Origin of the sequence: Streptomyces sp. NPDC053493, assembly GCF_044544825.1 — a bacterium.
Classification (GTDB): domain Bacteria; phylum Actinomycetota; class Actinomycetes; order Streptomycetales; family Streptomycetaceae; genus Streptomyces.
This window is the reverse complement of sequence record NZ_JBITXS010000009.1, coordinates 272,504-293,577: the sequence shown is the minus strand read 5'-3', so window position 1 is coordinate 293,577 and position 21,074 is coordinate 272,504. Positions and strand designations below refer to the sequence as shown.

The window sequence follows — 21,074 nt, the reverse complement described above, 5'->3', positions numbered from 1 at the left end:
GAGTCGGCGCGGGGTGCGGCGGTGTCCGTGGGGCTTCTTTTGTCCCGGTTCTGCCATAATCACTGATGTTCCGGTGGTTTATTCATATTGGGGATTTGATGTCGCAACTCCCTGACGCCTTCAGGCGTCTGTCGGCAGCCCAGAAGTCCCCGAAGGGGGTCCCCCTCTACAGCCGGTTCGTCAATCGTCCGGCCGGCCGGATGCTGGCGGCCGTGGCCTATCGGTACGACGCCACACCGAATCAGCTGACGGCGCTCGGTGCCCTGTGCACCTTCCCGGCGCTGGCCGCCGTGGCGCTGATGCCACCGGGACCCGTGATGGCGGTCGCCGTGTCGGCGGCGCTGGCGCTGGGCTTCGCCCTGGACGCGGCGGACGGGCAGCTGGCACGGAGCCGGAGGACGGAGAGCGCCCTCGGCGAATGGCTGGACCACGTGGTCGACGCCATCAAGATCATGGCCCTGCACCTGGTGGTGCTGGTGTCGTTCTACCGCTTCTTCGACCTGCCCAGCGACGCCTTTCTGCTGGTGCCGATGGCGTTCCAGCTCGCGGCCGTCGTCATCTTCTTCGCGGGCGTCCTGGCGGGCAAGCTGAAGCAGCAGACCGGGCGGGACGCCACGACGGTGCCTCCCTCGCCGCTGCGGTCGGCACTCCTGCTTCCCGTCGACTACGGCACGGTCTGCTTCAGCTTTCTATTCCTGGGGAGTGAAGACCTCTTTCTCGGCGTGTATTGCGTAATGCTCGTAGCTCATGTCCTCTACCTGGCCGCCTTCTTTGTGAAGTGGTCCCGCGAGCTGTCCGGAGGCTCCGGAGAGATTCTGCCGGGCCTGCACGCCGAGGGCGCGGCGCAGCAGCGTGCTTGAGGTCTGCACGGTGTAGGGAAAGTAGACGACCTCCACCCCGACCTTCGCGAACTCGGTCTCGAGCGCCTGCCATACCTCCGTGCCGAGCCAGTCGTCGCCCTTGAAGATGACGTCGAACCCGACCTCCTTCCAGATCTCCACCTTGTCGTCCACGGTCGCGACGAAGACCTCGTCCACGTAGCGGACGCTCCGGACGATCTCCAGACGCTCGCTGAGCGGTACGACGGGCGGCCTGCCCTTCAGGCACACCACCAGGTCGTCGGAGCAGACGCCCGCGACGAGCCGGTCGCAGTGCTCCCGGGCCCGGCGCAGGATGTTGAGGTGGCCGACGTGGAAGACGTCGAAGACGCCCGGCGCGTAACCGAGACGTTCTCCCATCACCGTTCTCCCGCCGGTCGCTCGTCGGCGACCGCACGCACGTCGAGCGGCTCGGACGGGCGCGTCGTGTGGGAGCCGTCGGTGACGACGATCGTGTACTGGTGGCGGGCGCCGGGCTCGACGGCATCGGTGAACTTCATGGTCGGGCGGCTCCAGGCCGTCGACCGCTGCGTCGGTGCGGCCACGAGGTCGCCGTCCCGGTAGAGGAGGTACGTCAGCTCCGCGTCGTCCCGGTCCCACGCCGCGCGCCAGCTCAGCGTCACCTCGCCGGCGCCGGTCTCCGCGAGCGAGAGCCGGGGAGCCGCGTCCGGGGCCGCGCCGGCGGGGCCGGCCGAGAAGCGCGTCAGGCTCTGCTGCGGCGAGTCGTTGACCTCGGTGAACTCGCCGCCCGCCCAGAGGATCCCGCCGGCCATCTCCAGCGCGCGGGGGCCGTTGCCCTCGCCGGTGCCGTCGTCGGTGTCGGGGAACCAGTGCAGGATGTGCTTGTCGGCGACCGAGTTGGCCAGGAAGTGCTGACGGTCGTTGACCTCGGGGAATCCTCCCGGCGTCTGGCTGCAGTCGTGGGCGTGCGACCCGCTGTAGAGGACGCCGTTGTGCAGGGCGAGGGCCTGGGTGGCGCCCCAGCACCAGTCCTTCCACAGCATGGCGTCGTCGGACAGACGGCCGGCGATGCGGCCGTCGAAGATGCCGGTCCCGCGGCCCTCGGCGCCGACGTAGAAGTTGACGCCGTCGCGTACCAGGGCCTTCACACCCGATCGGATGGGCAGCCAGCCCGGGTACACGCGCACCGTCGCGCCGGTCGTGGGGTCCAGGGCCGCCAGACCCCGCGACTCCTTGGTGTTGACCTTCGTGAAGTCGCCTCCGACGAGGATCTTTCCGTGGTCGAGCGCGGCCACGAGGGACCAGACCGGGGCGTCGATGTCGGCCTTGAAGGGCAGCAGGGTGCCGCTGGGGGTGAAGGCCGCGATGCGCTGCTGCGGCTTGCCGTTGACGGCCGTGAAGTCGCCGCCCACGTAGACCGCGGTGTCGGTGGTCTCGATGGCCCGGACGGGCGCGGCCATGGCGGGACGGAAGTCGGGGCGCAGCGCGCAGTCGGCCGTGTCGAGGGCGACCGCGCTCGCCACACCGGTCCCGTCGACCTTGCCGAACGAGCCGCCGACGTAGAGCACCGTGCCGTCGGGCGAGGTCTTCAGGGCCCGTACGGTGTTGCCGGCCTCCGTGAAGGAGGGTGCGCACGGCAGGAGTTCGCCGGTGACGGCGTCGAAGGCGGCGAAGTTCTTGCGGGCGACGTCGCGTTCGCCGGCCTTGGCGCCCGGAGGACGTACGTGGTCGAAGGTGCCGCCGACGTACACGACGCCGTGCGCGTACTCGAGGGCCCACACGATGCCGTCCGTCTGCCAGGTCTCCAACGGCTCGGCGGTCAGCAGCCCTTGTTCGCCGGCCTGCGACCCTGCGGCCGTCGTCAGTGAGGCGGCCGCGAGGAAGACCACGGCGGAAGCCGCGGTGACGACCCTCATCGTGCATTTTCTTCTCAGGTGCATGGAAGCTCCCGGGGTTGCAAAGGGGTTCGGGCGGCGGAAAGGGAAAGCCTGCGTCGCACGGATTCCGCGACGGGTTCATGTGGCGCGTTGGCGCAGCACACCGACGAGATCGCTCATTCCCAAAGGGGTGCGAAAGCGCCACAAACTTATACTGAATACGGACATTCCCAGCACGATTCCCACGGCGAGTCCGGCCGCCGTGTCACCCGCCATCAGCCTGACGGGAAGGACCAGGGCTCCGGTGAGGCACAGGCCGGCGGCCGTCGCGGCGAGGTAGCCGTCGTCGACGATCGTGAAGCCCGGATGGCGGCGCACCAGGGCGGCCGAGACGAGGTTCTCGAAGACGATCGCCGCTCCCCAGGACAGCGCGGCTCCCATGACTCCCCAGCGCGGCACGGTGAGCAGGCCCACCGTCACCTGCACCGCGAACGCGGCGCCGGTGACGGCGAGATGCCAGGAGCTCTTGCCGGCCATGAGCAGCACCGTCTGGGCGCTGCCCACGCCGACGTTGACCGCGGAGGCGACGCAGAGCACGACCAGCGCGCCCGCGCCCTGCTCGAACTCCCGGCCGAACAGGGAGAGTACGGTGTCGGGAAAGCTGACGAGCAGCACGAGCAGCGGCCAGGACAGCAGGACGCTCCAGCGCGTCGCGATGCGATGCAGCTGGCAGGCCTGACGGCCGTCCTCCAGGGCGAGGAGCCGGCTGATCTCCGGGGCCACGGCCAGGCGGATCGCGAGCTGGAGCATGGTCGCCGCGACGACGATCCGGCCCACGGCGGTGTAGATGCCGGCCTCTTCGCTGGTGGCCAGACCCGAGAGCATCACGACGCCCAGCCAGGCCGCGCTGATGTCGAAGACGGAGGAGATCGCCCGCGGCGCGGCGAACGACCAGAAGCTCCGGCGGGCCAGGGCCGCTTCGGCACCGGAGGACGCGCCCCGGCTCGTACGGCGGCACCGGCGCAGCGCGAGCCAGGCGACGAACGCGCCCACCACCGTGGGCAGAAGCCATGCGGCGGACAGACCCAGGACGCCCGGTGCCAGGAGCGCGACCGGCACCGCGAGGAGGACCCGGAGCACCGGTTTGACGATCTGCTCGACGCCGATGAACGGCACCACCGTGCCGTAGCCCTGGGTGGCGGCGAGCAGGATCAGGGTGACGGTCGCGAGGGGCAGGAAGAGGGCGAAGAGCCGTACCAGTGTGACCGCGTCGTCCGAGGCGAGGTTCGGGAGCAGGGCCGTCGCCGTGGAGGGTGAGAGGAACAGCGCCGCCGCGGCCACCGTACTGGCCGCCGCTCCCGGCACGACGGCGGTACGCAGGAGCGCGCCCACCTGGCGGCCACCGCTGGTGGCCACGTCACGGGAGACGAACCGCACCAGTCCGGTGTCGGCCCCGAGCTTGCACGCGTTGATGAGGATGGTGAAGACGGCGACGCCGGTGAAGACCGCTCCCGATCCGTGCGCTCCGAGGGAGCGGCTGACCAGGGCCACGAGCAGATAGCCGAAGACGGCGTTGACCGTCGAACCCAGGAATCCCCACCAGCCGCCGCGCGCCGTGGCGGCGACGCCGCTCCGGGCGGCCGTCCCGCGGGTGGCGGGAACGGCCGTTCCGGAGGCGCTCATCGAGAGACGGTGAGCGTGTCGTCCGGCACGGAGGAGCCCTGCTCGGGCCGGGAGCGCTCGTCTTCCCGGGCCGGCTCCTCGGCGGTCTTGCCGACGGGCTTGCCGACGGGCTTCGTGGCCGCCTCCTCGGTGGGCTTGGCAGCCTCCTGGGCGGGCTTGCCGACGGGCTTCACGGCGGTCTTGCCGACGGGCTTGTCGGGGGTCTTGCCGGCGGGCTTCGCGGCGGGCTTGTCGGCGGTCTTCGTGGCCGCCTCCTCCGCGGGCTTGGCGGCCGGCTCCTCTCCGGGCTTGGCGGCCGGCTCCTCGGCGGGCTTCACCGGCGTGGGCGCCGCGGCCGGCGTCGGGATCCCGTCCGCGGCCGCACGGCGGGTGCGGGCGGCGTCGAGGAGGCGGCGGAGCGGGCCGGGCCGCGTGGTGGTGTCGAGCACCGCGCCCACGACGTGTCCGCCCGAGCAGCCGATCAGCTCGCGGACCCGCTTGAGGTCGTCGCGCCGGGTGTCGTCCAGACCGCCCACGACGAGGACGCCGGCCACCCGCTGGGCGACCGTGAGCCCGTCGGCGTTTTCGAGCAGAGGCCGGGTGACGACGAGGACCTGCGTGCCGGAGCCGGCGGACGCCAGGGCGCGGGTCACCCGGGACGACAGCGGGAGGTCGTCCCCGCCGGTGCCGCGCGCGTGGGACAGGAGCGTGAACCGTCCGGCCTTCTCGTCGCCGACGGCGACGCGGCCTTCGGTGACGCCGGCCGTCTCGCCGCCGGGTTCCGCGGCCGCCATCGGCAGCCGGGCGGGCAGGCCGGGCGTGCCTCCGGTGGCGTCGAGCAGGACGACGTCGTCACCGGTCTCGGCGAACGCCGCGGCGAGGTTCACCGCGACGGCCTCACCGCGCTGTTCGCCCTTCGGCGCCACGACGAGGAGCGGGCCGTCGGTGCGCTTCTCGCCGCGCCGGAGACGGAAGGCGAGGGTGCGGTACGCCTCCGCGCGCTCGCCGTCGGTCCGGCCGACCACCAGCAGGTCGTCGTCGGGTCCGGCGCCGGCGCCCGGGAGGAGGCCGAGGACCGGGGCGCCCAGCGCGCCCTCCACCTCGCTCACCGAGCGTGCCCGCGGTTCGAGGGCGGAGCGCAGCCAGGCGACCACGATGCCGCCGAGGAGCCCGGTCACCAGGCCGATGCCGAGGAGCCACGCGGGGCCGGGCCCCGCGGGGGCCGCCGACGGCTCGGCCCGGCGCACCAGGTCACCGCCCGCGGTGTCGTAGGACCTGATGTCGGAGATCCGCTTGCGCAGGGCGACGATCTGGTCGCGTCGGCCCGGGGCGGTGGCCTCGTCGGCCTTTCCCTCGCCCTCCTTGGTCAGCGCGGCGACCTGCTGCTCCAGGCCGCCGGTCATCCGCTTCACCGTGGCCTCGGACCGGGCCTTGCGGTCGGCGAGGTAGGCCTCGGCGAGCGCGTTGGCCGCCCGGGCCGCCCGCTTGGGGCTGTTCGCGGTGTACTCGAACCGGAGGATCTGCGTGTTGGGCTGGTTGGTGACGCGGAGGTTCTCCCGCAGCGCGTCGGCGCCGACGCCGGCCTCCTTCGCCGCCCGGGCCGCCAGCGTGGTGCTGAGCGCGATCTGCCGCTCCGTGCCCATGCTCACCTGGTGGTCGAGGGACACGCCGAAGGTGCTGAACGGGTCGGTGGTCGAGCGGACCAGGACCTCGCTGGCGGAGGTGTAACCGCCCGTGCGCAGCAGCGTCATGAGCAGCCCGCCGAGGAGTCCCACCACGATGCCGAGCGCGATGGTCGTGCGGTACCTGAGCAGTTGGCGCACCTGGTCACGCAGCCGGTCCGGGTCGTCGTACCGGTCATCGAAGCGGGTGGAGCTGGTCACGAGTGCCTCCTCTTCCGGGGCTTGGGGCGGGGACGGCGGTCGCGCGCGACAGCGCCGATGAGGGTGACCGGGACGACCGGCCGGCCGGCGTGGTGATGAAGAGCGGAAGGAGCAGGAGCAGCGCCAGCGGCCCCACGACGGCGATGAGGCTGCCGCGCAGCAGGATGATCTGGTAGAAGGCGAAGCCCGGGACCAGCAGAACCGCGAGCGTGGCCGGTCCGGCTCGCAGGCGTTCCCGGATGTCGTCCATACGGCGGCCGGCCGCGCCGAAGAGGCCGAGGAGGACCACCACGGCGGGCACGCCGCCCCACAGGTAGCTCTCGATCCACAGCGGCGCCGAAAGGTTCTGGAAGTCGTATCCCGCGTACTGGGCGAGCACGATGCCGGTCGCCTCCGGCTTGTCGGGCCACATCGAGCGGGGCACCGCGAACAGCGGCACGCCGAGCACGGAGGCCGGCGAGATGCCGTGGTCCCGTACGTAGTCGATGCCGGTCTGCGTCTGCTGGAAGGCGTCGTAGTCCATGCTCGTGGAGAACTGCTCGGTCAGGCCCACGACGGTGAGGTCTTCGCGTTCGTTGTAGCGGAAGTAGTCGCTGTACGGGAAGGCGAACAGGACCACGGTCGTCACCGCCGCGGCGGTCAGCCGGAAGGCCCGGGGACGGTTGAACCGGGGCACGGAGAAGAGCAGGACGAGGAGAACCGTTCCCGCCCAGAAACGCGGCTTGCTGATCGGGTTGTTGACCACGACGTTGAGGGCGAGGAGGAGCGGGAGCAGCAGCCGGCGGAGGCTGCGCAGCAGCCGGTCCCCCGTTCTCCGCAGGGGCAGGTGCACCAGGCCCACGAGCGCCCAGAACGCGGGGACGGCCAGCACCCAGACGCCCAGCCGGTGCAGCGGGTCGGCCGTGGCGCTCTCGTCCCGCATGGCCTGCCGGCTGGTGAAGAAGGGCACCAGTCCGCCCGCCCGCGGGATCAGCACGACCGCGAGCGCGAGGGCCAGGCCGCACAGGAGGATCACGGGCACCGGAGCGAGCCTGCGGGAGAGCACCGGTTCGAGGACGAGGGACGGGCGGTCGGCACGGGCGGCGGCGAACGCGGCGCCCGCGCAGTAGGCGAGGATCCCGAGTTCGGTCAGGACGGCCGCGGCGAGAGTGGTGGACGCGCCCGCGCGGTAACGGAGCGGATAGGTGTCGGTGGCGATCATGGCCAGCGGTGCCAGGCCGAGCCACACGTAGGTGAAGAGCCAGAATCCCAGAGCGACGAGCCGCACCGACGTGGCGGTGAGCACCCGGGTGAGCGCCCCGCCGGTGTGCGCCACGACGACGCACTGCACGGCGAGTGCCGCTCCCGGCCGCACACCGGGAGCCTGCAGGACCAGGCCCGGCAGCAGGGCGACGAGCACGACGGCCCAGCAGCACACGGCGACGACACTTCGTTCTCCCCTGCCTCGCACCTGCACCCCCTTTTTGTGTCGGCGAGTAAACGGCATAAATCTACGCAAAGGCATTTATAGCCCAGCGTCCGCGATGACCCGGAGAGCCACGGAAGGTATTTTTTTCGAGCGATTCCGTATGCGGATCATATGGACACACAAACCGCTGAGAATCAAAAAGAGAAACACTTTCCCCGATCACCTCTCCGGGGTGTCCGGGCATACGGCAGAAGGCGCGCGGTTACCATGACGAAAATCTCCTGCCCGCCCCCCACAGCAGCGAATGAGGCGCCAGAAAAATGCAGGGATACATCAAGGTCGACGCCGCGATGAGACGTGCGGTGAGACAGGTCACCGACGCTTTTCCGTTTCCCGGCTATTTCGATCCGGAGCTGTCCGGACACATCACCGTGGCCCAGACCGTCCAGCGTTTCCTGAAGCCGGGATCGCGCATCCTGGACTTCGGGGCCGGCTGCGCGGACAAGACCGCGGTGCTCGCGGCCCTGGGCTACCGGTGCACGGCCGCCGACGACCTCCAGGACGAGTGGCACAAGCGCGGCGGCGCCCGCCGGCGCATCCTCGACTTCGCCGAGACGATGGGCGTCGAGTACGTCACGCTCGACGGCGGCGCCCTCCCCGAAACCGGCACCGACACCGGCACCGAAACCGGCACCGACACCGCAGCCGGCGCCGGCGCCTTCGACATGGTGATGCTCCACGACGTGCTGGAGCACCTGCACGACTCGCCGCGCGCGCTGCTGATCGGCCTGCTCGAACGGGTCAGGGACGAGGGCTATCTCTTCGTCACCGTGCCCAACCACGTCAACCTGCGCAAACGGCTGGCGGTGCTGCGCGGCCGGACCAGCCACCCGCCGTACGAGCTGTACTACTGGTATCCCGGCCCGTGGCGCGGCCATGTGCGCGAGTACACCGAGGGCGACTGCGTGGCGCTGGCCAAGGCGCTGGGGCTGACGGTGCACGAGGTGCGCGGTACCCATCACATCCTCGAAAAGGTGCCACCCCGTCTCCGGCGCGCCTATCTGGCCTTCAGCCGGTTCGCCCCGTCGACCCGGGACACCTGGTCGATGGTCGCCCAGAAGCCGCCGGGCTGGCGGGCCAGGCCGAAGCTCGACGACACGGAGTTCCGCGAGCTCACCGGCCTGAAGTCCTGGGGCGAACTGGCCCACTGAAGCCGGTCCCCGCGCCGCGGCCCGTCGGTTCTCCGACGGGCCGCGGCGGGCTCAGGAACGGGGAAGCCGGCCGTCGGCCCCGCGTACCGCGCGCAGGATCTCCTCGAAGCGCGTGGCGCAGCCCTCCAGGGCGAACTCCCGCTCGGCCAGGGCCCGGCTCTCCTTGCCCAGCGACTCCGCGCGCGCCGGGTCGTTCAGGACCTCGCCGACCCACGCGGCCGCGTCGGCCAGCGAGGACTCGTCGGGTGCGAACACCGCCGAGCCGGCCTCACGGAGCAGCTTCGCCGCCAGGTTGTCCACCGGCATCAGGCCGAGGACGGGGCGTCCGGCACACAGGTACGAGAGCGTCTTGGACGGGACGGAGAACTCTCCGGCGTCCACCGCGAGCAGCACGACCAGCACGTCGCCGGAGCCCAGCACCTCGGGCAGCCGGTCGTAGGGCTGGAAGGGCAGCAGGGTCAGCTCGACTCCACGGGCGGCCGCGGCCTCCTTGATGACCGGGACGGCCGGGCCGTCGTTGACGACGACGAGGCGGACCCGTTCGCCCCGTTCGCGCAGCGTCTCGGCGAGCCGCACGAGCAGGACCGGGTTGTGCTTGAGGCCGATCGTGCCCGAGTACAGCACGGTCCTGACGCCGGTGAGGCCGTGCTCCGCCGCCCAGGTGTTGGCGCGCTCGACGGGGCGGATCTCGTCCAGCGGCGCCCAGTTGGGGATGACGGTGACCTTGCCGGCGGTGCCCCACTCGCGGTGGACGCGGACGAAGGAGTCGGCGATCACGACGATCGCCGAGGCGCGCCGCGCCGCCCACTTCTCGCCCTGCTCGAAGACGCGGGCGGCGACGCCCATCAGCCTGGACACACCGGCGGCGGCGAAGCTGCGGAGCGCCACGGCGGCGATGTCCTGGTGCCACAGCACCCAGGGGATGCGCAGCGCCCTCAGCGCCGCCGCGGCCACGACCAGGCTCGGGACCGGCAGATTGCCCAGCATCGCCACGTCGGGCTTCTCGCGCCGTACCTGGCGGGCCAGTTCCAGGCCCAGCCGGGTCTCCTGGAAGAGGCGCCGGACGTAGGCGCCCTTGTCGAGCACGACCTGGTCGCCGATGGTGACGAAGCGCAGTCCGGGGACCGTGTCCTCGGCCAGGTTGCCCTTCCCGGAGACGTAGGCCGGGCACGTCGAGTGGGCGACGTCATGGCCGCGCCGGGCCAGCTCACGGCTGAGCTGTGCCTGGAACGGGTGCCCGCTGTAGTCGTGGACGAGGATCCTCATCGGCTGCCCTCCCGGCCGGTACGAGGTCAGGAGCGGGCGCGCTTGACCTGGTCGTAGACCCAGGCGTAGGTCTTCTCCAGACCTTCGGAGAGCGGGATCGACGGCTCCCAGCCGTACCGTTCGCGGATCAGGGTGTTGTCGGAGTTACGGCCGCGCACGCCCTGCGGCGCGTCCAGCCGGTACGTGCGCTCGCAGCGGACGCCCGCGATCTCCTCGACGAGGTCGACCAGTTGGTTGACGGTGACCAGTTCGCTGGAGCCGAGGTTGACGGGGACGCCGCTGTCGCCGTCCATGATCATCCGGGTGCCGTGGAGGCAGTCGTCGATGTACATGAAGGAGCGGGTCTGCCGGCCGTCGCCCCAGATCTCGATCGTGTGCCGGCCGGAGAGGACCGCCTCGGCGATCTTGCGGCACACGGCGGCCGGGGCCTTCTCGCGCCCGCCGGTCCAGGTGCCCTCCGGGCCGTAGACGTTGTGGTAGCGCGCGACGCGTGCGGTGAACCCGAAGTCCTCCTCGTAGTGGCGGCACATGCGCTCGGAGAAGAGCTTCTCCCATCCGTAGCCGTCCTCGGGCTGCGCCGGGTAGGCGTCCTGCTCCCGCAGCGCGGTGACGTTCTCGGCGGTCTGCTTGTCGGCGGCGTACACGCAGGCGGAGGAGGAGTAGAAGTAGCGCTCCACGCCGGCCTCGTGCGCGGCCTTGAGCATGTGGGTGCTGATCAGCACCGACATCATGCAGGCGGCCTTGTTGTTCTCGATGAAGCCCATGCCGCCCATGTCGGCGGCCAGCATGTAGACCTGCCGGGCGTCGCGGACGGCCGCCCGGGCGTGCTCGACGAGCGACAGGTCGGCGACCACGTTCTCGGCGTCCGGGTGCAGCTGGTGCCACTCGTGCCGTGGCTTCACGTCGACGCACCGGACGGTCAGGCCCCGGGACAGGAGGTCGGCCGTCAGGTGCCCGCCGATGAATCCTCCGCCACCGGCCACAACGGCGTCCACCTGCTTGATCATGGCGACTCTCCTCCAGGAACCCGAGACCTGATGTGCGGCCCACCGGTCTCGTCCCGGCCGGACCGTTCGGGAGGCACTGAGGCCCACCTGGAAGAGTTATGCACTATTTGTCCGTATCAGCGCCATGCGCCACGCACCTCGGCTCCCCTGACGGGCGAGTGCGGCCGGTGCTCGCCTCACAACGCGCGGTACATCTCCTCGAGCCGGTCCGTCACCGCGTGGATGGAGAAGGCCTCCTCGACGGCGCGGTGACCCGCCGTCACGAGCGCCGCGCGCCGGCCCTCGTCGAGCAGCAGCTCGCACACCGCGTCGGCCATCGCCCGCGGGCTGCCGTCGGTGACCACCGCCGCCTCGCGGCGCGCCAGCTCCTCCGCCATGCCGCAGGTGTCGGTGCAGACCACGGGCGTGCCCGCGGTCATGGCTTCGAGCACGGTCATGGGGAACGGCTCGTCGACGCTGGGCAGCACGTACACGGCCGCCTTCGCATAGGCCCGTACGGCCTCGGCGTACTCCAGCGCACCGCCGTAGGAGACGACCCCGCGCAGCCCGCGGGCGTCGATGAGCCGGCGCACCGTCGGCAGCAGCCCCTCGTCCGCCCCGTACAGCATGAAACGCGCGTCGGGCACCCTCCGGTGGACCAGGGCGGCCATCTCCACGAAGGCGTCCGGGCGTTTGCGCGGGTGCAGCCGGGCGAGGAAGAGCACTTCCCGCGGGCGCTGCCGCTGCTCTGCCGCACCGCCGCGCGCGGGCCGGACCCCGTTGGGCAGGTTCACCAGGGCCGGGCCGCGGCGGCCGACGACCTCGGCGAGCGACCGCCGCTCCCGCTCGGTGAGGACCAGGCAGCCGCGCGCCCGGCGCAGCAGGGGCAGGTACAGGCTGTCGAAGACCCGGGCGACGAGCGCCCGTCGCGGCTCCACCATGCCGTGGGTCTGCGCCAGGAACCTCTTGCGTCGCAGCGCGGCCACGGCGAGCGCGGTGAGGGAGACGAGGTCGCGCCCGGCGTGGATGTGCACCACGTCGGCCCTGCCCATGGCGTGCCACAGGTCCTTGACCAGCAGCGGGTGCATGAGGCCGGTGAAGCGCCCCGGGAGCAGGGACCGGGCCGGGCGGGTGCGCAGCGGCACCGCGCCGATGGTCTTCGGCGCCCGGGACCGACCCCGCCACAGGGACACCAAGGTGACTTCGTGGCCGCGCGCGGCGCACTCCTCGAGCTGTCCGGTGGCGACGCTGGTGGGGCCGCCGTAGGCGCCGTCGTCGCTGACGAGGGTGACGACGTGGACGATCCTCATGCCGTGACTCCGGTGGTGGCTCCGGTCGTGGCGCCGACCGCTGCGGCGGTGACCTCGGCGGTGGTGGCTCCGGCGGTGGTGGCTCCGGCGGTGGCGACTCCGGCGGCTCCGGTGGTGGCTCCGGCGGTGACGACCGCGCCGGGTGCGACGTTCCGGTGGGCGACCGCCGAGGCGCCCACCACCGCGCCGCTGCCGACGGTGACGCCACGCAGCACGACCGCTTTCGCGGCGACCCAGGACCCGGGCTCCAGCCGGATGGGCCCGTTGTCGAACTCGAAGGTACGGCTGGCGCGTTGGTGGCTGCCGGTGCACAGGAAGGCGCCCTGCGAGACGCACACGTCGCTGCCGATCGTGATCTTCTCCAGGTTCAGCAGCCAGGCGTCCTCACCGATCCACACGTCGTCGCCGACCTCCAGCCGCCAGGGCCAGTGCACGCGTACGTGGTGACGGATGCGTACGCGCTGCCCGATCCGCGCGCCGAACGCCCGCAGCACGGCCGGCCGGAGGCGGTCGGGGAACCACCATTTGACGAACACGAGGTTGAGGACGGCGAACCAGGCCGCCTGGACCAGGTAGGGCCGGCCCTTGTCGTATCCCGCCCCGGTGAAGCCCCGGAGCCGGCGTTCCGGTGCGGCGCCGGGGCCGGACCGGACGGTGCGACCGGCTCCGGCCGTGTGGTCGCTGGTGTCCGACGGTGCTGCGGTGACTGCCATGGCGTGGTCCTCACCTGAGGGTCGGCGAAATGCCCGGACGGGACGGGATCTTTCCCCGAACATCCGGCACGGTCCGCCACATATCGGTGTGTTGTCGCCGTACGGGTCACAGGACGACCCGCTTGCCGCAGCCGGGCGGTCAGTAGGCGCCGCGTCCGACCAGGACGGCGCGGACCGTGCGGGCCATGACCGCCATGTCCCAGGTCCAGGACCAGTTGTCCACGTACCGCAGGTCGAGCGACACGGTCTCGTGCCAGGACAGGTCCGACCGGCCGCTCACCTGCCACAGGCCCGTGAGGCCGGGCTTGACGCTCAGGCGGCGCATCTCCACCTGGTCGTAGCGGGCCACCTCCTCCGGGAGCGGCGGGCGCGGGCCTACCAGCGACATGTGCCCCAGCAGGACGTTGACCAGCTGCGGAAGTTCGTCCAGGGAGTAGCGGCGCAGGAAGCGGCCGACCGGTGTGACGCGGGGATCCCGGCGCATCTTGAACATGTGGCCGTCGTGCTCGTTGGCCGCCGCCAGGTCGCTCTTCATCCGGTCGGCGCCGTGCACCATGGTCCGGAACTTCCACATGCGGAAGGTCGTGCCGTTCCGCCCGACCCGCGTCTGGCGATAGATCACGGGCCCGGGCGAGTTGACGCGCACGGCCAGCGCCAGGCCCGCGAACAGCGGGGCGATCGCGACGAGCAGCAGGAGCGCGCCCACCCGGTCGGTGGCGGTCTTCAGCAGCGTCGGCACACCGCGGCGGGTCGGCGGCGCGATCTGCAGCATCGTCAGTCCGGCCGCCGAGGTGACCCGCACCCTGCGCCGGGCCACCTCGCTGACGCCCGGCAGGACCATCAGCGGACAGTCCCGCTCGTGCAGGGCCCAGGACAGCCGGCGAAGCCGCTCCCCGAACAGCTGCTCGCTCGTCGCGGCGAAGACCAGGTCGGCGCCGAGTGACTCGACCGCGTCCGACACTGACGTGGCGTCCTCGTCGAGGGCGGGCGGTCCGCCGGCCCGGAGCCGCGCGCACACCCGTACACCGGACAGCACCTCGCCCTCGCCCACCACACAGACCCCGACCACCACGTACCCGTGGTCGGTCCGTTCGGCCAGTTGCCCGACCACGGCGTCCACCGTGGTGACCTCGCCGACGACGAGGACCCGCCGCAGCGCCCGGGCCCGCCGGCGCGCGGCCAGCAGGAGCCGGTGCACCGCCTTCCGGCAGACCACGGTGACCAGCAGCGACGGGCAGAGCGCGGCGAGCGTGGCGGCGGGCGCGCCGCCGAGGCCGTACGCGGCGCGCAGAGCGGCCAGGACGCCGAGCAGCACCAGCCAGTCGCGCACGACGGGGCCGACCGGGGCACCTTCGTCCCACGCCCAGGGGGCGTACCGCCGCGCGGCGACACCCACGAGCAGCCAGACGGCGGTGATCACCGCCGCCTGCGGCACGGGCCGGGCCGCTCCGGTCACGGAGAGTGTCAACGCCGTCGTCACCATCACTCCGGCGGCGTCGGCGAGGAACGCGGCCCGTACGTACCGGGCCGCACTGGGTCTTCTGCGCGAGATCGCCGCGCGGGGCGTGGAAGGGGGCGCCTGCCGTGAGGCGGCGCCGATGGACTGCCGCATGGATCTCCCTGGGACCCGATGAAAGCGGTGGGGGGCGCGGCTGCGGCGGGGAGCACAAGCAGTCACACGCCTCGTACGACCCTTATATCAATCACAGAAGATGCCCGTCCTATTTTCCGAGCGCGCCCGACGCGTGCGCGTCCCGAGGGCGCCCCACACATTCGGCCGCTGTTCAGAGCCGGATGGCGTAGGAACGACGAGTCGTAGCGCGCGGTGACGGTCCGATTATGTAAATGTCAGGACGCCCCGGATCGGACGGCCGCCTCCTCTCGAATGTCGGAGAAATCGGCGCGCGAGTCCGCAGGGCCCAAGCTCTGATTCACCCCCAGAAAACAAGGAGGAGTACTCGTTATGCGAGTAGCTACCCGTGCAACGTCCCAGTCCCGCCGAGCGAGATGGGGAGCGCGCCTCGCCGGCGCCGGCTTCGCGGCCGCCATGGCCGTCGGCTTCGTCGCCGGACCCGCGTCCGCGGCGGCCGGTGCGCCGAGCGAGGCGGGCGTGCAGCCCGTGGAGATCCCGTTCCCCGGTGGGGGACCGGTGTGCGCCGCGGGCGAGACGCCCCTGCGGGTCGAGGAGACCACCTTCGTGCCCGGGACCGTGGTGTACGACATCCCGGGCGACGGGACGGTCAGCATCACCGTCGTGGGCACCGGCAGCAACCAGACCTTCAGCTTCTCGGTCAACGGTGAGATGGCCGCGCGTACGGTCTACGCCAAGGGCGGCACCAACCAGAACCGCTACGACTACGACGCGGCGCACGGCTTCCCCAACGGCATCTCGTCGGACGCGCTGCTGCACGCCCCGGTCAACGCGCAGAACGGCCAGTACTTCGCGCTCAGCCACATCGACTTCTGCTTCATCCCCAGCCCGTACAACGGCGGCGGCACCGCCTGACGCCGCACAGGTGCGGGAGCTCCCCGCGGGCCGCAAGGGCGGCCTCGCTCCTCCCGCACCTGCGGATCGACATGCCTGACCGCGACGACGGTCTCCGATGAAGCGGCAGGGCCGGCTCTCCGGCCGAGTCGTGAGCAGGTCCGTGTGGGCCCGGGTCCTCCCGGGCCCATACGCATGTCCGCCCCGGGGCGGTGCCGGTCGCGTCAGAGGTAGCGGATGCCCGGCCTCGTCCCGGCGTCGGTGGGCGGCTCCGCCGGACGCGGCGGCAGGGGCAGGTCCTGGAACGGGAGCCACACCCGGTGCTCGGCGTCCGAGTCGCAGCACTCCTGGTAGCGGACGGCGACCCTGAAGTCCTGCGCCGTCACCGACTCCGGGAACACGGCGTCGACGCGGCAGCCCATGACCAGCGAGCCGTGCGAGGGAAACCCGGAGCCGTCACGGTCGTCGCGCAGTTCCTCGCAGCCCGCGTAGAACGGCCCGGCGGACAGCTCGCACAGGCCGATGCCCTCAAGCGGCAGGCAGCCGGGCTGTCTGGCGGGCCTGACGAAGAAGTCGAAGCCGTAATTCTGGCCCACCCACAGGCTGTTCGGGGCCGGCACCTCGGGGCGCCGGTCGTCGGTCGCGGTCAGCTGCACCGTCAGCGTGACGTGCACCTCGCCCGGCTTGTCGTACGGCCCTCCGTCGCCTCCGACGTCCTTGGCAAAGCCGCGCCAGGCGTAGCCGTAGCGCCAGTCGTCGACGGTGACGGCCGTGAGGGCGGGCTCGACCGCCGGCTTCGGCGACGACGGGGCGGGGCTCGACGTCGGAACCGGGACGGGAGCCGGCGTGGTCGCCTCCCGGGTGGCCGGCACCGTGGGCGAGGACTTCGCCTCGGCCCGCCGCTCCCCGGCCGGGGCGGCGCACGCGGCACCACCGGCGACGGCGAGCAGGACGACGGCCGCGAGGAAACGGTGACGCACGAGGACGGCTCCCTGATCGTGAAGACGCAGTGGCCGCAGCGTAGCGCCGACACACCTGCGCCGTCGGCCAGTTGGCCGTACACGAATTCACCACAAGCCTGTAACCCAGGTGAAGAAGATGTGTACGCTCCTGCCCACTCAGCTCACGCGTCACGTCCCAGGGAGAGCACCGTGTACCCGCCGCCGCATCCGTATCCGTATCCGCCCGTACCCGTTCGCGTACGGCGGTGGTGGCAGCATCCGGCCCTGATCATCGTGCTGTTGGTGCTCGTTCCTCCGGTGGGCATCGTCCTGACGTGGACGAGCCTGTGGAGTCAGCGGCAGAAGACCGTCGCGACCGTCCTCGCCGGACTGTGGTTCCTCGCCGCGCTGCTCGGCGACTCCGGAGGGGAACCGAAGGGCGACGACGCCAAGCCGGCGCCGCGGCCCACCGCCACGCGGACGGCCACCGAGTCCCCGACGCCCACGCCCACGCCCACGCCGACGGAGACCGAGACGGCCGCGATGCCCGCGCTCCTCGGCGGCACGTACGCGGACGCGCAGGGCGTGCTGGCCGAGAACCAGGGCCGGGTGTACGCCGCGTACAAGGACGTGCAGCTGGCCGCCGAGCACGACGACTGGCTGGTGTGCTTCCAGCGTCCCGACGCCGGACAGCCGGTCACCTCGATGACGCCGGTGGTGTACGTGACGGAGCCGGGCGTGCCGTGCCCGAAGTCGCCCAGCGAGCTGCTGCACAAGCCCACCCCGAAGCCCCGGCCGAAGCCGACACCGACGCGGGCCCCCACCCGCGCTCCGGAGCCGGCTGTCACCGACGACACGTCCGGCGGGAGCGGAGGCGGGGACGTGTACTACGAGAACTGCACCGCCGTCCGGGCCGCCGGAGCCGCGCCCATCCACCGGGGTGACCCGGGTTACGCGCGCCACCTCGACCGGGACGGCGACGGCGTCGGCTGCGAGGGATGAGGATCAGCCGGCCCCCGGCATCATGCCCCCGCCTTTGAGGCGTTCGATGTCGGAGGGGCGGACCTTGATGACGACGAGGGAGATCACGAAGGCCAGGATCGCGAAGGCGGCGGCCACGATGAAGCCGGCGGTGACGCCGCTGGTGAGGACCTGGTCGCCCCAGGGCGGCGGGAGTTGGCCCGTCTTCGCGAACTGGGCCTTCTCCAGCGGGCCGGCCTGGGAGAGGAAGGCGGGCACCTGCTCGTCGGCCTCGTTGCGGCTGGCCGTGCCGAAGACCGTGACCAGGATCGACAGGCCGAGCGAGCCGCCGACCTGCTGGGTCGCGTTGAGGAGGCCGGAGGCGGCGCCCGCCTCCTGGGGAGCGACGTTGGACAGGGCCATCAGGGTCAGCGACACGAACATCATGCCCATGCCCGCGCTCAGGACCAGCATCGGTCCGAGGATGCTGCCGAGATAGGTGGAGTGGACGTCGGTCAGCGTCAGCCAGGACAGACCGGCCGCCAGGCAGACCGAGCCCATCACCATGAAGGGTTTCGGCCCGAGTTTGGGCAGGAACTGGGAGGTGACGCCGGCCAGTACCGCGATCACCGCGCTGACCGGCAGGAAGGCGAGGCCGGCCTGCAGCGGGCTGAAGTCCAGGACGGTCTGCACGAAGAGCGTCAGGAAGAAGAACATCCCGAAGATCGCCGCCGCCAGACAGAGCATGATCCCGTACGTGCCCGCCCGGTTGCGGTCGGCGAACATGTGCAGCGGGGTGATCGGCTGCCGCGAGCGCCGCTCGACGAAGATGAAGGCGACCAGCAGCACGACCGCCGCGGCGAACGAGCCCAGCGTGTACGGATCGCGCCAGCCCTCCTGCGCGGCGCGGATGAAGCCGTAGACCAGCGCGACCATGCCGAGCGTCGAGGTGAGCGCGCCCAGGACGTCGAAGTGGCCCGGGTGCCGCTCGGACTCCTTGACGTGACGCGGCGTGAGGAAGGCGATCAGTACGGCGATCGGCACGTTGACGAAGAACACCCAGCGCCAGTCGAGCCATTCGACGAGGATGCCGCCGGCCAGCAGGCCGATCGCGCCGCCGCCGGCCGAGACGCCCGCGAACACACCGAAGGCCCGGTTGCGTTCGGGCCCTTCGTCGAAGGTGGTGGTGATCAGCGAGAGCGAGGTCGGCGAGGCGATGGCTCCGCCGACGCCCTGGAGCGCACGGGCGGCGAGCAACTGCCAGGATTCCTGGGCGAATCCGCCGAGCAGCGAGGCGAGTCCGAAGAGCAGCACGCCGAAGATGAAGACCCGGCGCCGTCCGAGGATGTCACCGGCGCGGCCGCCGAGCAGCAGCAGACCGCCGAAGGTCAGCGTGTAGGCGTTGACGACCCAGGAGAGGCTGGTGGTCGAGAAGTCGAGTGCGCTCTGGATGTGCGGGAGCGCGATGTTCACGATGGTGATGTCGAGGACGACCATCAGCTGGCAGGAGGCGATCACGAAGAGGGCGATGCCCTTGCCTTCGCCGCCCGGCTTCGGGGCGGCGGTCTTCTGCGAGGTCGTCGGCTTGGAGGTACTCATGGCGCATCGCGCCCTCACCTGAGGGAATGGGCCGGTCAGTCCACCTTTCGACACTAAGCCCGGCCTCCGGCGGGGACCAGTTGATCAAGGGCGGTGGGGCGCGGTCACCCGCTCCCCCGGCCCCGTCAGTCGAGGACCGCGAAGCCGTCGAGTTCGACCAGTGCCTGGTCGTCCCACAGGCGTACGGCTCCGATCACGGCCATCGCCGGATAGTCGCGGCCCGCCAACCGGTGCCAGATACGGCCGAGTTCGTGCGCGTGGTGGCGGTAGTCGGCGACGTCCGTGGCGTAGACGGTGACGCGGGCGAGGTCGGCGGGCGAGCCGCCGGCGTGGCGGAGGGCGGCGAGCAGGTTGGCGAGCGCGGTCTCGAACTGCTCGGGCAGTGTCTCGCCGGTCACCTTGCCGTCGCGGTCGAGGCTGGTCTGTCCGGCGAGGAAGACCAGGCGGGTGCCGGTGGCGGTGACGGCGTGGCTGAAGCCGGTGGGCGGCGAGAGTTCGGCGGGGTTGTGGCGGTGGAGGCTCATACGGGGTCTCCTGCCGTGAAGGGCTGCGGCTGTGGGTGCGGCTGCGGTGGTCGCGGGGCCTGGGGTGTCCGGCGGCGGTACAGCTCCTTGGCGATGATCGTGCGCTGCACCTCCGTCGCTCCCTCGTAGATCCGGGGCGCCCGCACCTCGCGGTAGAGGTGTTCGAGCAGGTGTCCGCGCTGGAGCGCGCGGGCGCCGTGCAGCTGGACGGCCGCGTCGACGACGTACTGCGCGGTCTCGGTGGCCAGCAGCTTGGCCATCGCGGCGCGGCGCGGGACGTCCGGGTCGCCGCGGTCGTACGCCTCGGCCGCCGCGTACACGAGCAGCCGGGCGGCCTCGGTGCGGGTGGCCATCTCGGCGACCTGGTGGGCGACGGCCTGGAGGTCGGCGAGGACGCCGCCGAAGGCGGGACGCGCGGCGGTGTGGGCGAGGGTGGCGTCGAGGGCGGCCTGCGCCATGCCGACGGCGAAGGCGCCGACGCTGGGCCGGAAGAGGTTGAGCGTGGTCATCGCGACCCGGAAGCCTTCGCCCGGTGCGCCGAGCACGTCCTCGGGCCCGACCGGCACCCCGTCGAAGACGAGGCTGCCGAGCGCGTGCGGCGCGAGCATGTCGAGCGCCTCCCCGCCGAGCCCCGGCCGCCCGGCGGGCACAAGGAAGGCGGTGACTCCCCGGGCTCCGCGCCCCGCACCGGAGCCGTCCCCCGCGGCACCCCGGGACGCGTCCGCGGACCCGGCCGCCTCCGCGAACCCGGCCCCGGCTCCGGCCCTGGCTGCGGCCCCGGAGCCGGCCGCGAACCCGGCCCCGGCTCCGGCCCCGTCCGCAGACCCGGCCCCGGCCCGGAACCCGTCCGCGGACCCGACCCCGACCCCGACCCCGGACCCGTCCGCCGCGTCCTGTCCCTCGCCCGTTCGGGCGAACACGGTCACCAGGTCCGCCTCCGGCGCGTTCGAGATCCAGCGCTTCTCGCCGTACAGCCGCCAGCCGCCCGTCGCCGGGTCCGGTGCGGCCCGCAGCGCGAGGGCCGCGGCGTCGGAGCCCGCGCCCGGTTCGGAGAGGGCGAAGGCGGCGACGGCCCGGCCTGCCGTGACCTCGGGCAGCCAGCGGGCGCGCTGGGCGGGCGTGCCGAAGGCGGCGACCGGGTGGGCGCCGAGGCCCTGGAGGGCGAGGGCGGTCTCGGCCTCGGTGCAGGTCTGGGCGAGGGATTCGCGCATGAGGCACAGGTCGAGCGCGCCGGAGTCGAAGAGGCGGGCGATCAGTCCGTGCTCGCCGAGGGCGGCGACGAGCGGGCGGTTGACGCGGCCGGGTTCGCCTTTCGCGGCGAGCGGCCTCAGGTGCTCCGCGGCGAGCTCGCGCAGTCGCGCACACCAGGTGATCTGTTCCGGATCGAGCGAGAATGCGGCCATGTGTGGT

General features: G+C 72.0%; 17 protein-coding genes and 1 pseudogene. 4 read left to right on the top strand and 14 right to left on the bottom strand.

The annotated features are described in order from the left end of the window. Window positions 1-65 precede the first annotated feature (65 nt). Window positions 66-806: pseudogene (locus tag ACIGO8_RS25350) on the top strand (CDP-alcohol phosphatidyltransferase family protein); the annotation flags it as partial. Here ACIGO8_RS25350 and ACIGO8_RS25345 read toward each other — a convergent pair. The 5 genes from ACIGO8_RS25345 to ACIGO8_RS25325 all read right to left on the bottom strand — a co-directional run bounded on the left by ACIGO8_RS25345 (window position 690) and on the right by ACIGO8_RS25325 (window position 7,711). Continuing rightward, window positions 690-1,238: an adenylyltransferase/cytidyltransferase family protein gene (locus tag ACIGO8_RS25345; RefSeq protein ID WP_399734927.1), complete on the bottom strand. Its 549-nt coding sequence runs from the start codon at window positions 1,236-1,238 to the stop codon at window positions 690-692. The pseudogene ACIGO8_RS25350 and the gene ACIGO8_RS25345 overlap by 117 nt on opposite strands. After that, window positions 1,238-2,755 (bottom strand): fibronectin type III domain-containing protein, encoded by a 1,518-nt coding sequence (locus tag ACIGO8_RS25340; protein ID WP_399734924.1) that lies wholly within the window; start codon window positions 2,753-2,755, stop codon window positions 1,238-1,240. The genes ACIGO8_RS25345 and ACIGO8_RS25340 overlap by 1 nt, the downstream gene beginning before the upstream one ends. A gap of 99 nt (window positions 2,756-2,854) precedes the next feature. After that, window positions 2,855-4,399, bottom strand: a complete 1,545-nt coding sequence (locus ACIGO8_RS25335) for an oligosaccharide flippase family protein (RefSeq protein ID WP_399734922.1) — start codon at window positions 4,397-4,399, stop codon at window positions 2,855-2,857. Then, the gene (locus tag ACIGO8_RS25330) at window positions 4,396-6,261 is read right to left on the bottom strand and encodes a hypothetical protein (protein ID WP_399734919.1); all 1,866 of its coding nucleotides are present in this window, start codon (window positions 6,259-6,261) and stop codon (window positions 4,396-4,398) included. Before ACIGO8_RS25330 ends, ACIGO8_RS25335 begins: the two co-directional genes overlap by 4 nt. Further along, window positions 6,236-7,711: a hypothetical protein gene (locus ACIGO8_RS25325; RefSeq protein WP_399734916.1), complete on the bottom strand. Its 1,476-nt coding sequence runs from the start codon at window positions 7,709-7,711 to the stop codon at window positions 6,236-6,238. The genes ACIGO8_RS25330 and ACIGO8_RS25325 overlap by 26 nt, the downstream gene beginning before the upstream one ends. Before the next feature lie 320 nt (window positions 7,712-8,031). On the opposite strand from ACIGO8_RS25325, the gene ACIGO8_RS25320 reads away from it, so the two are divergent. Further along, window positions 8,032-8,880 (top strand): class I SAM-dependent methyltransferase, encoded by an 849-nt coding sequence (locus tag ACIGO8_RS25320; protein ID WP_399734914.1) that lies wholly within the window; start codon window positions 8,032-8,034, stop codon window positions 8,878-8,880. Window positions 8,881-8,931: 51 nt separating this feature from the next. Here the strand turns inward: ACIGO8_RS25320 and ACIGO8_RS25315 are convergent, their stop codons facing one another. The 5 genes from ACIGO8_RS25315 to ACIGO8_RS25295 form a co-directional block, all read right to left on the bottom strand. Further along, complete coding sequence (locus tag ACIGO8_RS25315; protein ID WP_399734911.1) at window positions 8,932-10,146, bottom strand: glycosyltransferase family 4 protein; 1,215 nt, start codon at window positions 10,144-10,146, stop codon at window positions 8,932-8,934. Between the two features lie 26 nt (window positions 10,147-10,172). Then, complete coding sequence (locus ACIGO8_RS25310) at window positions 10,173-11,153, bottom strand: NAD-dependent epimerase/dehydratase family protein (protein WP_399734908.1); 981 nt, start codon at window positions 11,151-11,153, stop codon at window positions 10,173-10,175. A 176-nt stretch (window positions 11,154-11,329) separates the two neighbouring features. After that, window positions 11,330-12,442, bottom strand: a complete 1,113-nt coding sequence (locus ACIGO8_RS25305) for a glycosyltransferase (RefSeq protein WP_399734905.1) — start codon at window positions 12,440-12,442, stop codon at window positions 11,330-11,332. Next, window positions 12,439-13,014, bottom strand: a complete 576-nt coding sequence (locus tag ACIGO8_RS25300; protein ID WP_399735075.1) for a putative colanic acid biosynthesis acetyltransferase — start codon at window positions 13,012-13,014, stop codon at window positions 12,439-12,441. The genes ACIGO8_RS25305 and ACIGO8_RS25300 overlap by 4 nt, the downstream gene beginning before the upstream one ends. Before the next feature lie 280 nt (window positions 13,015-13,294). Continuing rightward, complete coding sequence (locus tag ACIGO8_RS25295; RefSeq protein WP_399734902.1) at window positions 13,295-14,767, bottom strand: sugar transferase; 1,473 nt, start codon at window positions 14,765-14,767, stop codon at window positions 13,295-13,297. 435 nt (window positions 14,768-15,202) lie between these two features. On the opposite strand from ACIGO8_RS25295, the gene ACIGO8_RS25290 reads away from it, so the two are divergent. Further along, window positions 15,203-15,661 carry a hypothetical protein gene (locus ACIGO8_RS25290; RefSeq protein ID WP_399734899.1) on the top strand — a complete coding sequence of 153 codons (459 nt, stop codon included), beginning with the start codon at window positions 15,203-15,205 and terminating at the stop codon, window positions 15,659-15,661. A 203-nt stretch (window positions 15,662-15,864) separates the two neighbouring features. On the opposite strand, the gene ACIGO8_RS25285 is transcribed toward ACIGO8_RS25290, so the two are convergent. Beyond that, window positions 15,865-16,620 carry a hypothetical protein gene (locus tag ACIGO8_RS25285; RefSeq protein WP_399734896.1) on the bottom strand — a complete coding sequence of 252 codons (756 nt, stop codon included), beginning with the start codon at window positions 16,618-16,620 and terminating at the stop codon, window positions 15,865-15,867. Window positions 16,621-16,791: 171 nt separating this feature from the next. On the opposite strand from ACIGO8_RS25285, the gene ACIGO8_RS25280 reads away from it, so the two are divergent. Further along, a complete protein-coding gene (locus ACIGO8_RS25280) occupies window positions 16,792-17,583 on the top strand; it encodes an excalibur calcium-binding domain-containing protein (RefSeq protein WP_399734893.1) in 792 nt (263 codons plus the stop codon). Between the two features lie 3 nt (window positions 17,584-17,586). Here ACIGO8_RS25280 and ACIGO8_RS25275 read toward each other — a convergent pair whose 3' ends face one another. The 3 genes from ACIGO8_RS25275 to ACIGO8_RS25265 all read right to left on the bottom strand — a co-directional run bounded on the left by ACIGO8_RS25275 (window position 17,587) and on the right by ACIGO8_RS25265 (window position 21,067). Next, the gene (locus ACIGO8_RS25275; RefSeq protein WP_399734890.1) at window positions 17,587-19,140 is read right to left on the bottom strand and encodes an MFS transporter; all 1,554 of its coding nucleotides are present in this window, start codon (window positions 19,138-19,140) and stop codon (window positions 17,587-17,589) included. 125 nt (window positions 19,141-19,265) lie between these two features. Further along, complete coding sequence (locus tag ACIGO8_RS25270; protein WP_399734886.1) at window positions 19,266-19,664, bottom strand: RidA family protein; 399 nt, start codon at window positions 19,662-19,664, stop codon at window positions 19,266-19,268. Beyond that, complete coding sequence (locus ACIGO8_RS25265) at window positions 19,661-21,067, bottom strand: acyl-CoA dehydrogenase family protein (RefSeq protein ID WP_399734883.1); 1,407 nt, start codon at window positions 21,065-21,067, stop codon at window positions 19,661-19,663. Before ACIGO8_RS25265 ends, ACIGO8_RS25270 begins: the two co-directional genes overlap by 4 nt. Window positions 21,068-21,074 lie beyond the last annotated feature (7 nt).

Bases quoted from the DNA above. Each gene is read 5' to 3' on its own strand.
- ACIGO8_RS25345 (WP_399734927.1), bottom strand. From the start codon at position 1,238: ATGGGAGAACGTCTCGGTTACGCGCCGGGCGTCTTCGACGTCTTCCAC.
- ACIGO8_RS25340 (WP_399734924.1), bottom strand. From the start codon at position 2,755: ATGAGGGTCGTCACCGCGGCTTCCGCCGTGGTCTTCCTCGCGGCCGCC.
- ACIGO8_RS25335 (WP_399734922.1), bottom strand. From the start codon at position 4,399: ATGAGCGCCTCCGGAACGGCCGTTCCCGCCACCCGCGGGACGGCCGCC.
- ACIGO8_RS25315 (WP_399734911.1), bottom strand. From the start codon at position 10,146: ATGAGGATCCTCGTCCACGACTACAGCGGGCACCCGTTCCAGGCACAG.
- ACIGO8_RS25310 (WP_399734908.1), bottom strand. From the start codon at position 11,153: ATGATCAAGCAGGTGGACGCCGTTGTGGCCGGTGGCGGAGGATTCATC.
- ACIGO8_RS25305 (WP_399734905.1), bottom strand. From the start codon at position 12,442: ATGAGGATCGTCCACGTCGTCACCCTCGTCAGCGACGACGGCGCCTAC.
- ACIGO8_RS25295 (WP_399734902.1), bottom strand. From the start codon at position 14,767: ATGCGGCAGTCCATCGGCGCCGCCTCACGGCAGGCGCCCCCTTCCACG.
- ACIGO8_RS25290 (WP_399734899.1), top strand. From the start codon at position 15,203: ATGGCCGTCGGCTTCGTCGCCGGACCCGCGTCCGCGGCGGCCGGTGCG.
- ACIGO8_RS25275 (WP_399734890.1), bottom strand. From the start codon at position 19,140: ATGAGTACCTCCAAGCCGACGACCTCGCAGAAGACCGCCGCCCCGAAG.
- ACIGO8_RS25270 (WP_399734886.1), bottom strand. From the start codon at position 19,664: ATGAGCCTCCACCGCCACAACCCCGCCGAACTCTCGCCGCCCACCGGC.
- ACIGO8_RS25265 (WP_399734883.1), bottom strand. From the start codon at position 21,067: ATGGCCGCATTCTCGCTCGATCCGGAACAGATCACCTGGTGTGCGCGA.